The sequence below is a fragment of the Streptomyces sp. NPDC051207 genome (assembly GCF_040682395.1).
In the GTDB taxonomy this organism is placed as follows: domain Bacteria; phylum Actinomycetota; class Actinomycetes; order Streptomycetales; family Streptomycetaceae; genus Streptomyces.
Map to the genome: position 1 here is coordinate 84,895 of NZ_JBFBAX010000012.1, position 13,828 is coordinate 98,722.

8 protein-coding genes are annotated in these 13,828 nt (G+C 72.2%); 5 read left to right on the plus strand and 3 right to left on the minus strand.

Going from position 1 to position 13,828, the window contains the following annotated elements; all coding sequences use genetic code 11:
• Positions 1 to 49: 49 nt before the first annotated feature.
• The 4 genes from AB0M97_RS14695 to AB0M97_RS14710 all read left to right on the plus strand — a co-directional run bounded on the left by AB0M97_RS14695 (position 50) and on the right by AB0M97_RS14710 (position 9,924).
• Positions 50 to 1,798 (plus strand): glycoside hydrolase family 13 protein, encoded by a 1,749-nt coding sequence (locus AB0M97_RS14695; protein ID WP_365961213.1) that lies wholly within the window; start codon positions 50 to 52, stop codon positions 1,796 to 1,798.
• A gap of 226 nt (positions 1,799 to 2,024) precedes the next feature.
• A complete protein-coding gene (locus AB0M97_RS14700; RefSeq protein ID WP_365961214.1) occupies positions 2,025 to 3,398 on the plus strand; it encodes an alpha-amylase family protein in 1,374 nt (457 codons plus the stop codon).
• Between the two features lie 683 nt (positions 3,399 to 4,081).
• Complete coding sequence (gene pulA, locus AB0M97_RS14705; RefSeq protein WP_365961303.1) at positions 4,082 to 9,484, plus strand: pullulanase-type alpha-1,6-glucosidase; 5,403 nt, start codon at positions 4,082 to 4,084, stop codon at positions 9,482 to 9,484.
• A gap of 83 nt (positions 9,485 to 9,567) precedes the next feature.
• Positions 9,568 to 9,924 carry a 5-carboxymethyl-2-hydroxymuconate Delta-isomerase gene (locus AB0M97_RS14710; protein ID WP_365961215.1) on the plus strand — a complete coding sequence of 119 codons (357 nt, stop codon included), beginning with the start codon at positions 9,568 to 9,570 and terminating at the stop codon, positions 9,922 to 9,924.
• 13 nt (positions 9,925 to 9,937) lie between these two features.
• Here AB0M97_RS14710 and AB0M97_RS14715 read toward each other — a convergent pair whose 3' ends face one another.
• The 3 genes from AB0M97_RS14715 to AB0M97_RS14725 all read right to left on the minus strand — a co-directional run bounded on the left by AB0M97_RS14715 (position 9,938) and on the right by AB0M97_RS14725 (position 13,201).
• Entirely contained in the window at positions 9,938 to 10,627 is a 690-nt protein-coding gene (locus AB0M97_RS14715) for a TetR/AcrR family transcriptional regulator (RefSeq protein WP_365961216.1), read from the minus strand.
• Between the two features lie 94 nt (positions 10,628 to 10,721).
• Positions 10,722 to 12,644, minus strand: a complete 1,923-nt coding sequence (locus AB0M97_RS14720; RefSeq protein ID WP_365961217.1) for a hypothetical protein — start codon at positions 12,642 to 12,644, stop codon at positions 10,722 to 10,724.
• 35 nt (positions 12,645 to 12,679) lie between these two features.
• A complete protein-coding gene (locus AB0M97_RS14725) occupies positions 12,680 to 13,201 on the minus strand; it encodes a tetratricopeptide repeat protein (protein ID WP_365961218.1) in 522 nt (173 codons plus the stop codon).
• A gap of 123 nt (positions 13,202 to 13,324) precedes the next feature.
• Here AB0M97_RS14725 and AB0M97_RS14730 point away from each other — a divergent pair, with 123 nt between their 5' ends.
• On the plus strand, positions 13,325 to 13,768 hold the full coding sequence (locus tag AB0M97_RS14730) for a hypothetical protein (protein WP_365961219.1): 444 nt from the start codon (positions 13,325 to 13,327) through the stop codon (positions 13,766 to 13,768).
• Positions 13,769 to 13,828 lie beyond the last annotated feature (60 nt).

The following is a 13,828-nucleotide window of genomic DNA, read 5'->3' on the forward strand; positions in this document are numbered from 1 at the left end:
CCGCAGCCGCAACCCACACCCGATGACCCCGTTAGGTTCCAAGGACGCCATGAGCCAGCAGCACTCCGCCGCCCCGGCCGAAACCTCCCCCTCCCAAGCAGCCGTCGCCACGGTCACCAAGCGCCGCGACTGGTGGCGGGACGCGGTGATCTACCAGGTCTACCCACGCAGCTTCGCCGACAGCAACGGCGACGGCATGGGCGACCTCGAAGGCGTACGCTCCCGCCTGCCGTACCTGCGCGACCTCGGCGTGGACGCCGTGTGGCTCAGCCCCTTCTACGCCTCGCCGCAGGCCGACGCCGGCTACGACGTCGCCGACTACCGGGCCGTCGACCCGATGTTCGGCACGCTGCTCGACGCCGACGCGCTGATCCGCGACGCGCACGGACTGGGCCTGCGCATCATCGTCGACCTGGTGCCCAACCACTCCTCCGATCAGCACGAGTGGTTCAAGCGCGCCCTGGCGGAGGGCCCCGGCTCCCCGCTGCGGGAGCGCTACCACTTCCGCCCCGGCAAGGGCCCGAACGGCGAACTGCCGCCCAACGACTGGGAGTCCATCTTCGGCGGCCCCGCCTGGACCCGCGTCACCGAACCGGACGGCACGCCCGGCGAGTGGTACCTGCACCTGTTCGCCCCCGAGCAGCCCGACTTCAACTGGGAGCACCCGGCGGTCGGCGACGAGTTCCGCTCCATCCTGCGCTTCTGGCTGGACATGGGCGTCGACGGCTTCCGCATCGACGTCGCCCACGGCCTGGTCAAGGCCGAGGGACTGCCGGACCTCGGCTCCGACGAGCAGCTGAAACTGCTGGGCAACGATGTCACCCCGTTCTTCGACCAGGACGGCGTGCACGAGATCTACCGGCAGTGGCGCACGATCCTCGACGAGTACGCGGGCAACGACCCGGGGCCCGAAGGGCCTTCCGCAGCAGGGCGGGGGCGGGAGACGGGCGGGCGTATCTTCGTCGCCGAGGCGTGGACGCCGACCATCGAGCGCACCGCCAACTACGTCCGCCCCGACGAGCTGCACCAGGCCTTCAACTTCCAGTATCTGAGCACCCACTGGGACGCGGCCGAGCTGCGCGAGGTCATCGACCGCACCCTGGAGGCGATGCGCCCGGTCGGCGCCCCCGCCACCTGGGTGCTGTCCAACCACGACGTGACCCGGCACGCCACCCGGTTCGCCAACCCGCCCGGCCTCGGCACCCAGATCCGCCTGGCCGGCGACCGCGACCTCGGCCTGCGCCGGGCCCGCGCGGCCACCCTCCTCATGCTCGCGCTGCCGGGATCGGCGTACGTCTACCAGGGTGAGGAGCTGGGCCTGCCGGACGTCGTCGACCTGGCCGACGAGGTGCGCCAGGACCCGGCGTACTTCCGCGGCGCGGGCCAGGACGGCTTCCGCGACGGCTGCCGGGTGCCGATCCCGTGGACGCGCGCCGGTTCGTCGTACGGCTTCGGCGACGGCGGCAGCTGGCTGCCGCAGCCGGAGGGCTGGGGCGAGCTGAGCGTCGAGGCGCAGACGGGACAGCCCGGCTCGACGCTGGAGCTGTACCGGACGGCGCTCGCGGTGCGCCGGGAACACGCCGACCTGGGCGCGGGCGACGCGGTGGAGTGGCTGCGGGCGCCCGAGGGCGTCCTGGCCTTCCGGCGCGGGGAGTTCGTGTGCGTGGCGAACACCACGGGGGAGTCGGTGACGACACCGGCGTACGGCCGGGTGCTGCTCGCCAGCGGTGAGGTGGCCGAGGTGGACGGCGAGGCGAAGGTCCCCGCCGACACCACGGTCTGGTTCACCAGGACCTGAGAACCGTCACCCGAGGGCCCGCCGGGGCGGACGAACGGTCCGCCCCGGCGGGCCCTCGCAAGATTTTTCATTGAATTCCATACGGCCTGCTGCCTTTTCAGGTGGCAGGCCTTTAACATCTGCGTCACCGCAAGGTTGCTGGAAAGTTTCAGCAAGAATCCTCAGCGGTCCCACCGGCCTTCCCCGGGCCGGATCCCCACCGCCTTCGACGAAGAAGGAACCCCACATGGCACGCAGAACCCTCGCCGGGGCGCTCGCCCTCACGGCCGCCGCATTTGTCATGGCCCCGACTGCCGCCGAGGCCTCCCCGCCCGGCACCAAGGACGTCACGGCCGTCCTCTTCGAGTGGAACTTCGCCTCCGTCGCCAAGGAGTGCACCAGCACCCTCGGCCCGGCCGGCTTCGGATACGTACAGGTCTCCCCGCCCGCCGAGCACATCCAGGGCGCGCAGTGGTGGACGTCGTACCAGCCGGTCAGCTACCGGATAGCCGGCCGGCTCGGCGACCGGGCCGCCTTCCAGAACATGGTGAACACCTGCCACGCGGCCGGGGTCAAGGTCGTCGTCGACACGGTCATCAACCACATGTCCGCGGGCAGCGGCACGGGCACGGGCGGCTCCTCGTACAGCAAGTACAACTACCCCGGCCTCTACAGCTCCTACGACTTCGACAACTGCACGGCGCAGATCACCAACTACCAGGACCGCTGGAACGTCCAGAACTGCGAACTGGTGGGCCTGGCGGACCTGGACACCGGCGAGGAGTACGTCCGCTCGGCCATCGCCAAGTACATGAACGACCTGCTCTCCCTCGGCGTGGACGGCTTCCGCGTCGACGCGGCCAAGCACATGCCCGCGGCGGACCTGGCGAACATCAAGTCCCGCCTGACGAACCCCTCGGCGTACTGGAAGCAGGAGGTCATCCACGGCGCGGGCGAGGCCGTGCAGCCGACCGAGTACACCGGCAACGGGGACGTCCAGGAGTTCCGCTACGCCTACGACCTCAAGCGGGTCTTCACCAGCGAGAACCTCGCCTACCTGAAGAACTACGGCGAGGGCTGGGGCTATCTGAGCAGCTCCAGCGCGGGCGTGTTCGTCGACAACCACGACACCGAGCGCAACGGGTCGACGCTCAGCTACAAGGACAACGCCCGTTACACGCTGGCGAACGTCTTCATGCTGGCCTGGCCGTACGGGGCGCCGGACATCAACTCCGGTTACGAGTTCACCGACCACGACGCGGGGCCGCCCAACGGGGGCCGGGTGGACGCGTGCTGGCAGAACGGCTGGAAGTGCCAGCACGCCTGGCGGGAGATCAAGTCGATGGTGGGCTTCCGCAACGCCACGCGCGGGCAGGCGGTGACGAACTGGTGGGACAACGGGGGCGACGCGATCGCCTTCGGCCGGGGCAGCAAGGGCTTCGTGGCGATCAACCACGAGGCGGGAGCGCTGACCCGCACGTACCAGACGTCGCTGCCGGCGGGGACGTACTGCAACGTGCAGAACAACACGCAGGTGACGGTGAACGGCTCGGGCCAGCTGACGGCGACACTGCCGTCGAACACGGCGCTGGCGATCTACGCGGGCAAGTCGACCTGCTGACGCGCTGAAGCGGCAACGCCCCGCCGGCTTCGGGAGCGCCGGGGTGTTGCGCGGCCCGGCGCCCTCCCGCGTGTGCGGAACCACCGGGCCGCAGCCGCCCACGCCCGGAAGAACGTATGGGCAGAAGGAGCCACCGCAGTCGCCCACGCCCGGAAGGGCGTATGTGCAGAAGGAACCACCGGGCCGCAGTCGCCGATGGCGAGGAGGGGCCGTGTCGGGGGGTGTCCGCCCGCAGCGGTTGGCGCGTCCGCGCCGGTCCCTTCACGACTCACCGATTCCGCGCCGTTCCGAGGACGGACACCCCCCGGCGCGGCCCCGCCCCACCCACCGAAGAGACAGCGCTACGCGCACCCCCACCGAACCCGCGCAGGCCGCCGCAGGCGCCCCACCCGCACCCACGAGGCCGCCGCACCCTCGGCACCCACCGGAGCCACCGCCCCACGCGCACCCCCCACCGACCCCGCACAGGCCGCCGCAGGCACCCCACCCGCACAGCACCGCAGACCTCCGTAACAATCCGGCATGCAACCCCTTACCGCCCCTTTCACGCCTCTTGCTGCAACCCTTGCGCCGGCGATACCGTCGCGCGGACGCCCGGCGACGGAGACGGACAGAAACGTCGGCCATCACCGAGGCGCAGGGGTCGGACCCGAATGAGCCGCAGTCGCAAGGAGTTCACGCCCGTGATACCGAGATGGCCGGCGCGGCCCACGCGCCGCACCCCGCACGGCAGACGGCTCGCGGCCGTCACCGTCACCGTCGCCGCACTCGCCGCATCCGCATCCCTCGTCCAGCCGCCGGCGGCCATGGCGGACACCCCACCCGCCCCGCCGTCCGACGCGAAGCTCGCCGCGCAGCCGGCCCGTCACGACGCCACCCGCGAGCAGTTCTACTTCGTCCTGCCGGATCGTTTCGCCAATGGCGACCCCGGCAACGACAAGGGCGGCCTGACCGGTTCACGCCTCACCACCGGCCACGACCCCACCGACAAGGGCTTCTACCAGGGCGGCGACCTCAAGGGCCTCACCAAGAAGCTCGACTACATCAAGGGCCTGGGCACCACCGCCATCTGGATGGCCCCCCTCTTCAAGAACCAGCCCGTGCAGGGCGAGGGCAGCAACGCCTCCGCCGGCTACCACGGCTACTGGATCACCGACTTCACCCAGGTCGACCCGCACTTCGGCAGCAACGCCGACCTCGAGAACCTCATCGACAAGGCCCACGCCAAGGGCATGAAGGTCTACTTCGACGTCATCACCAACCACACCGCCGACGTGGTCGACTACGAGGAGAAGTCCTACAGCTACCTCTCCAAGGGCGCCTTCCCGTACCTGACCGCCCACGGCACCCCCTTCGACGACGCCGACCACGCCGCGGGCGACGGGAAGTTCCCCCGCGTCGACCGCGACAGCTTCCCCCGCACCCCGACCGTCCCGGCCGCCAAGAAGAACCTCAAGGTCCCGTCGTGGCTCAACGACCCGGCGATGTACCACAACCGGGGTGACTCGACGTACGCCGGCGAGTCCACCACCTACGGCGACTTCTCCGGCCTGGACGACCTGTGGACCGAGCGCCCCGAGGTCGTGGAGGGCATGGCGAGGATCTACCAGCGCTGGGTCAGGGACTTCGGCATCGACGGCTTCCGCATCGACACGGTCAAGCACGTCAACATGGAGTTCTGGACGCAGTGGGCCACGGCCCTGGACGCCTACGCGGCCAAGCGCGGCCGTGACGACTTCTTCATGTTCGGCGAGGTCTACTCCGCGGACACGGCGATCACCTCGCCGTACGTCACGCAGGGCCGTCTGGACGCCACGCTGGACTTCCCGTTCCAGGAGGCGGCCCGCCAGTACGCCTCCCAGGGCGGCAGCGCCCAGAAGCTCCGGTCGGTCTTCGCCGACGACTACCGGTACACGACGGACAAGGCCAACGCGTACGAGCAGGTCACGTTCCTCGGCAACCACGACATGGGCCGCATCGGGCACTTCCTGAACCAGGACAACCCGAAGGCCACGGACGCCGCCCTGCTCAAGCGCGCGAAGCTGGCCAACGAGCTGATGTTCCTCAGCCGCGGCAACCCGGTCGTCTACTACGGCGACGAGCAGGGCTTCACCGGCTCCGGCGGCGACAAGGACGCCCGCCAGCCGCTGTTCGCGTCCCGCACCGCCGACTACCTGGACGACGACCGGATCGGCACGGACCGCACGCACGCCGACGCCGCGTACGACACCAGTGCCCCGCTCTACGAGCAGATCAGGGCCCTGGCGAAGCTCCGCAGGGCGCACCCGGCGCTCACGGACGGCGTCCAGACCGAGCGGCACGCGGCGCACGGCCCCGGCGTTTACGCGTTCTCCCGCACGGACACCGAGTCCCGCACCGAGTACGTCGTCGCGTTCAACAACGCCACCGACGCCAAGTCCGCGACGTTCGCCACGGGTTCGCCGGACACCGCCTTCACCGGCATCCACGGCACCGACGCGACCGTGCGGTCGGACGGCGACAAGAAGATCACCGTCACCGTCCCGCCGCAGTCGGCGATCGTGCTGAAGGCCGCCACCGCGCGGCCCGAGCCCGCCACCGCGCCGTCGCTCACCCTGAAGGCCCCGGCCGCGGGCGCCACCGGCACGGTGGAGGTGACCGCCGGCACCGACGAGGGAAACCGCGTCGTCTTCGCCGCGCAGACCGGCAACGCCGAGTGGCGGATCCTCGGCTCCGCCGACCACGCCCCGTACAAGGTCACGCACACCGTCGGCGCGGACGTACCGGCGGGCACGGCCCTGCGCTACAAGGCGGTCGTGATCGACGCGGCCGGCCGCACCAGGAGCGCCACCGCCGAGAGCAGCACGGGCACGCCGCCCGTCGAGGAGCCCCCCACCGCGTCGTCCCGGGACTACGCGATCGTGCACTACAAGCGCGAGGACGGGAACTACGCCGACTGGGGCCTGTACGCCTGGGGCGACCTCGCCGAGGGCGAGGCCACCAACTGGCCGGACAGCCACCCCTTCACCGGCCGCGACGCGTACGGCGCGTTCGCCTACGTGAAGCTGAAGCCCGGCGCGCAGAACGTCGGCTTCCTGGTGATCGACAAGAACGGCACCAAGGACGTCCCGGCCGACCGCACGATCGACGTCACCAGAACCGGCGAGATCTGGATCGAGCAGGGCAAGGACACCGTCCGCACCGAGCGGCCCGAGTACCCGGCGCAGGACAGGACGAAGGCGGTCCTGCACTACCACCGCGCCGACGGCGACTACGACGGCTGGGGTCTGCACGCCTGGACCGGCGCCGCGCACCCCACCGAGTGGTCGAATCCGCTGAAGCCGGTGAAGACTGACCCCTATGGCGCTGTCTTCGAGGTACCGCTCACCGAGGGTGCCACCAGCCTCAGCTACATCATCCACAAGGGCGACCAGAAGGACCTGCCCGCCGACCAGTCCCTGGACCTCACCGCGCACGGCCACGAGGTGTGGCTGTTGAGCGGCCAGGAGAAGTACCTGCTGCCGCAGCCCGCGGGCTCCGCGGCGGCCCTCGACCTGACCACCTCCAAGGCGGTCTGGATCGACCGGAACACGGTCGCGTGGAACGGCTCAGAGGCCGCCGCCTCCACCCAGCTGCTGTACTCCCGCAGCGGCTCCATCAAGGCCGAGAACGCCACGCTGACCAGCGACGACGAGCGCTGGCTGCGGTTGTCCAAGTCGTCCCTGACCGACGCCCAGAAGGCGAGGTTCCCGCACCTGAGGAACTACACCGCCTTCTCCGTCGACCCGCGGGACCGGGACCGCGTGCGCGAGGCGCTGCGCGGCCAGGTCGTCGCCTCCCAGCGGGCCGTGAACGGTGCCGTCCTCGCCGCGACCGGCGTGCAGATCGCCGGAGTCCTGGACGATGTGTACGACGCGACGAGGGCGGACCTCGGCCCGGTCTTCCGCGACGGCCGCCCCACGCTGTCGGTGTGGGCGCCCACCGCGCAGTCGGTGCGGCTGGAGATCGACGGTTCCACGGCCGCCATGAAGCGGGACCCCGCCACCGGCGTCTGGTCCGTCACCGGCCCGTCGTCCTGGAAGAACAAGCCGTACCGGTACGTCGTGAAGGTGTGGGCGCCCAGCGTCCGCGAGGTCGTCACCAACAAGGTCACCGACCCGTACTCGCTCGCCCTCACCGCGGACTCCGAGCGCAGTCTCGTCGTCGACCTGCGCGACCGGGCGCTCGCCCCGAAGGGCTGGTCGGCGCTGAGCAAGCCACAGGCCGTGCCGCTGAAGGACGCCCAGATCCAGGAACTGCACATCCGCGACTTCTCCGTCGAGGACAGGACGGCCGGCAACCCCGGCAGCTACCTCGCCTTCACCGACAAGGACAGCGCCGGAAGCAGGCACCTGCGCCGACTCGCCGAGGCGGGCACGTCGTACGTGCACCTGCTGCCCGCGTTCGACATCGCCACGATCCCCGAGAAGAAGTCGGACCAGGCGACCGTCGACTGCGACCTGGCCGCCTTCCCGGCCGACTCGGCCGAGCAGCAGAAGTGCGTGGCGAAGGCCGCCGCGAAGGACGCCTACAACTGGGGCTACGACCCGTTCCACTACACGGTCCCGGAGGGCTCCTACGCCACCGACCCGGACGGCACCGCCCGCACGGTGGAGTTCCGCAGGATGGTCAAGGCGCTCAACGAGGACGGCCTGCGGGTCGTCATGGACGTCGTCTACAACCACACCGCGGCGAGCGGCCAGGCGAGGACGAGCGTCCTCGACCGGATCGTGCCCGGCTACTACCAGCGGCTCCTCGCCGACGGCTCGGTGGCGAACAGCACCTGCTGCGCCAACACCGCCACCGAGAACGCCATGATGGGCAAGCTCGTGGTCGACTCGATCGTCACCTGGGCCAGGGAGTACAAGGTCGACGGCTTCCGCTTCGACCTGATGGGCCACCACCCGAAGGCGAACATCCTCGCCGTCCGCAAGGCCCTCGACGCGCTCACCGTCGACAAGGACGGCGTCGACGGCAAGAAGATCATCCTGTACGGCGAGGGCTGGAACTTCGGCGAGATCGCCGACGACGCCCGCTTCGAGCAGGCCACCCAGAAGAACATGGCGGGCACGGGCATCGCCACGTTCTCCGACCGGGCCCGTGACGCGGTGCGCGGCGGCGGCCCCTTCGACGCCGACCCCGGCATCCAGGGCTTCGCCTCCGGCCTCTACACCGACCCCAACCCGGCGGCGGACAACGGCACGCGGGCCGAGCAGAAGGCCCGCCTGCTGCACTACCAGGACCTGATCAAGGTCGGCCTGTCCGGCAACCTGGCGAGGTACCGCTTCACCGGCACCGACGGCAAGGAGGTCACCGGAGCCCAGGTCGACTACAACGGCTCCCCGGCCGGGTACGTGGACGCCCCCGGTGACGCCCTCGCGTACGCCGACGCGCACGACAACGAGACGCTGTTCGACGCCCTCGCCTTCAAGCTGCCGAAGGACACCCCGGCCGCGGACCGGGCCAGGATGCAGGTGCTGGCGATGGCCACGGCCGCCCTCTCGCAGGGCCCGGCCCTGTCGCAGGCGGGCACCGACCTGCTGCGCTCGAAGTCCCTGGACCGCAACTCCTACGACAGCGGCGACTGGTTCAACGCCATCCACTGGGACTGCGCCGACGGCAACGGCTTCGGCCGCGGGCTGCCCCCGGCGGCCGACAACGAGTCCAAGTGGCCGTACGCCAAGCCGCTGCTGACGTCGGTGCGGGTGGGCTGCGAGCAGATCGAGGGGGCCTCGGCCGCCTACCGGGACCTGCTGAGGATCCGGACGACCGAGCCGGCGTTCTCCCTCGGCACCGCCGAGCAGGTGCAGGCGAAGCTGTCCTTCCCGCTGTCCGGCACGGACGAGACACCCGGCGTGATCACCATGAAGCTCGGTGACCTGGTCGTGGTGTTCAACGCGACGCCGGAGGCGCGGGAGCAGCGCGTCGAGGCCCTCGCCGGGACGGCCCACCGGCTGCACCCGGTGCAGGCGTCCGGCGCCGACCCGGTGGTGAAGAAGGCGTCGTACGACGCGGACAGCGGCACGTTCACGGTGCCGGCCAGGACGGTGGCCGTCTTCACCCGCTGACGGAAACCGCTTTCTGGACACGTGCGGCCAACGGGGCCACCCGCGGTTAGGGTGGCCCCGTTGCCGTAGAACAGGAGTGCCCCGTGCCGCAGATCACCGTCGACTACTCGGACCGGCTGGCGGACGACTTCGACCGCCCGGGCTTCGCGCGGGCCCTGCACGCCGCGACCGTCGAGATCGCGGCCGCGAAGCCGCCCGCCTGCAAGACGCAGTTCCGCAGGACGGAGGAGACCACCGTCGGCCCGGACACCGAAGGGCACGCCGTCGTGCACGTCGTGATCGGCCTGCTGGCCGGCCGCACCGACGAGACGAAGGCCCGGCTCACCGAGGAGGCCGTGGAGCTGCTGAAGCGGTACGTGAAGCCCGCGGACGGCCTCGCGCTGCACGTGTCGGCCGAGGTGCGGGACCTCGACCCCTCCTACCGCAAGTCCGACAGCTGAGGCGCGTCCCGGTTCAGGACGCGAGGGCGATCAGCCGGGAGGCCAGGCCGTTGAACGGCCCGTCGGCCGGCTCGTCCTTGAGGATGCCCCGCAGCAGGGCGCTCAGCCCGTCGTCGTAGGCGGCGCCGACGGCCACGAGCGCGGCGAAGTCGTGCACCAGCTGGGTCTCCAGCTCGGCGCGCGGGATGCGCCGCCCGTCGAGCCAGATCAGCGCCGTCGACTCCACGAGCGAGATCCACGAACGGATGACCAGTTCCAGTCGCGCGGGCGGCTCCTCCACCCGCAGATGCGAAAGGATCTGGTCATACGCGGCCTGCCGTACGGCGCCGACAAGGGCGTTCGTGGTCGAGGAACCGGCCGCCGGTCCGCCGCGCACGAGGGCGGAGAAACCGGGCCCGTGCTGCTCCACGAAGTCGAAGAAACGGCGCATCACCCGCAGCAGCCGCAGCCCCAGCGGGCCCTCCTCCGGCTCGACGAAGCGGGCCGCCAGATCGTCCGAGGCGCGCTTCAACGCCGCCTCGTACAGGCTGAGTTTACCGGGGAAGTAGTGGTAGACCAGGGGGCGCGAAATGCCCGCGGCCGAGGCGATCTCGTCGATGGAGACCTCGTCGGGCGAGCGGCGGCTGAACAGTTCGAGGGCAACGCCGATCAACTGCTGCCGCCGCTCCTCGACTCCCATTCTGCGGCGAACCCCGGTAGACATGCGAACACCTTACCGATCGAATCCGGCCTCGAACCGGTCCGTTACGGCACGGATGTTCGCCCGCGCGGTCACCCGGCCGGCGGCGCGCACGCCGTCACCCCAGGCCGCTGACCGTCCGCCCGTCCCGCAGCGTCCCCTTCAGACCCGCCTGCGCCCCGGCCCTGGCCGGAAGCACCAGCAGATTGCCGCGTACGGAACCGCTGACGCCGCCGGTCGTGCGGATCGACTCGGTGTCCCGGCTGCCCGCCGCCAGCAGGAACCAGTCACCGCCCTCCGACTTCCACAGCACCCCGGCCAGCACGTGCGGGTCCTTCGCGCCGCACGCCGTCACGTTCTCCGCCTGCGCCACCACCGCCCCCTGGGCCCCGCCCGGCGTGCGGAACTGCGCCAGCACCCGCTCGCCGCCGCCCCGCCAGGTCTCCGCGCGCGTGCACACCCACGCGGCCGTCCCGCCCGCGCCGGGCAGCTGCTGCCCGGCGTACTCCCAGGCGTTCACACTCCGCACGCCCGCCGAGCGCATCGCCGCCAGCGAGCAGGCATACGGCGCCCAGGCGCGCAGCGCTCCGGCACCCGCGGCCTCGGCGGCCGAACCGGGGCGGCCCGTGGTGAGGCGGGCCGGGACCAGCTCACCGAGGTCGGTCATCAGGCGGCTGCCGGTGCCGTCGGTCACCTGGAGCACATGCCACGACGTGCACGTCCCGGACTGCCGGGCGGCCGGGCTCGCCAGCGGCGCCGTCACACCGCCGGTGACCGCGAGGTCCCGCTCCGGGGAGCCCGGCTCGGCGAGGTCCCGGACGGACGCCTCCTTCACCCAGGGCGCCGTCAGATAGCGGACATTGCCGTCGGCCCGCTCCAGCACCACCGCGCTCGCCTCGGCCCGGCCCGCGCCGTCGACCCGCGCGAAGTCGAGCGCGGCACCCCGCGTGCCGTCCTTCGGCTCCGCGTACCGGGCGATGCGCAGACCGTCGTGCAGGATCACCACGCGCGCGTTGCCGACCTCCCCGGCGTACAGCAGCTGCGGCGGCCCGGACGGGCCGCCGGACGGGGTGCCCGGCGTCGCCGACACCCGGACCGTCTCACCGGGCCGGGCCCACACGGCGAGGGCGCGGCGCAGCAGGGCCTCGTCGCCGGTCAGGGGGCCGCGCGCGGGCCACACGGAGAAGTCGGTGCGTGCCGAGGTCTGCCACGCGGCGGGCGCCACCCTCGTCAGCTTCGCCGGGTCCAGCGCCGCCTCGGCCGCGGGATTGCGCGCGTACGGCGGCGCGGCGGCACCGTCCGGGCCCCACGCGTCGCCGGGCAGGCCCAGCAGCGCCCCGCACGCCACCAGCGCGGCCCCGGCGGCCAGCGCCGCCTTCATGTGCTGCCTGCGCCGCATCAGGTCGGTGGGCCGCGCCTGGAGCGAACAGGCGTCGAACTCGGGGGAGTCCAGCAGCGCGTACCGCTCCGGCACCTCCCCGGCCGCGCGCAGCGCCCCGGCCACGTCCGCGACGCCCGCCTCGGCCAGCACCCCGCGCACATCGCCCTCGGGCAGCTGCTCCAGGCCGCGCAGCACATACACGGCGCGCGCCGGGGCGGACAGCGCCGACAGCGCCTGGTCCAGGGCGAGTTCGTCGGCTCCGCCGGAGCGCGGGAACAGCCTGAGCCCCCACACCTGGGGCAGCAGCGGCGGCAGCTGGGCGCGCCGGGGCAGCATCCGGTGCCGCGGCGGCAGGTCCGCCTCCAGCGCGGTGCGCAGCACCCGCAGGCGCACCAGGGCGTACCCCGGGTCGGCGTTCCGGCCGGACCGCTGCGCCGGGAGGAGCGGCGCGGGCGTCCGGCCGCGGGGCAGGGCACGCTGGGTGAGGGCGTGCGCGGTCAGGACACGCCGGTTGCGGCCGAGGCGGGGCGGCAGCACCAGGTAGGCGAGCCGGACCAGCCGGGGATAGTGCTCGACGAGCGCGGCCTCGGCCTGCTCGACGTCCACGACCGGGTCGGTGGGGGAGGGGGCGGGGAGCGGGGCGACATCCTGTGACTGCACGTTCAGCAGAACGAGCGAATCGTTGGATGGTCACTTCACTCGCGCGGGTCGCCCTCCGCGGCGGTCAGCAGCCGCGCGTAGTTCGCCATCGACCGCTGGTAGCGCGGCAGATGGGGCGCGAGGGCGCCCAGCACCAGCGACAGGCCCTCGCGGTCGCGGCCGAGGCTCGACAGGCACAGCGCGAGCACCGCGCGCACGGCGTCGTCCAACTCGTCGGAGGACGCGGTCAGTTCGGGCGTGAGCAGCTCGACGCCCTCCTGGGCCCGCCCGGTGTTGCGCAGCGAACTGGCCAGCTGGATCTTCGCCCGGCGCGCCTTGTACGGGCTCACCTCGCCGAGCCCGCGCGCCAGCGCCTCCCGGTACAGCGGAACGGCCTTGTCCGAGTGGCCCGTCGAGTCCCAGGCGCAGGCCTGCTCGAACGGCCCCAGCGGGCCGCCCTCGGGCAGTTCGGCGACCAGCTCGTCGATCACCGCGCGGAACTCGGCCGCCCCGTCCTCGCCGTAGCCGTCCAGGGACGCCCAGGCGGCGGCCACGCGGTCTTCCCAGTCCTGGTTCACCGGCACACTTTCGCACGGCGGGGCGGGCCACGGAAGCCGGATGTGAGCGCGGCGCCCGCCCCGCCCGTATCCAGGGGGAGGACCGGCCTCGGCATGCCGCCGCGAGGGACTGGAGGGAACAGGATGACAGCGACCCGACCGATGCTCGCGCTGACCGGGGCCGTGGCGGCACTGGCCCTGGCGGGCTGCGGTTCCGGCGGGGACGGAGGCGGGGAGGGCGGGGCCGCGCGGCCCCCTACGGCGAGCGCCGGCCTGGAGCACCTGGCCGCCGAGGCGAGGTGCGAGCCGGAGCTGCAGACCGACGCGGACGAGATCCGCCAGGCCGTCTGCACGACCGGCGACGGCACGTACGTCCTCGCCACCTTCGCCACCGACCGCGGCCAGCGCGAGTGGATCGACACGGCCAAGGACTACGGCGGTCACTACCTCGTCGGCCGCAAGTGGGTCGCCGTCGGCCACGCGGACGTGGTGCGGGCGCTGCGCGGGCGGCTCGGCGGGACGCTGGAGGAGGGCACGCCGCACGAGGGCCACCCGGGCGGTGCCGGCCACTCCGGCCCGCACCGCTGAGCGCGCACGTGAGCCGGCGGCGGGACTGGTCCCCGCCGCCGGCTCCGGCGTCCCGGCCTC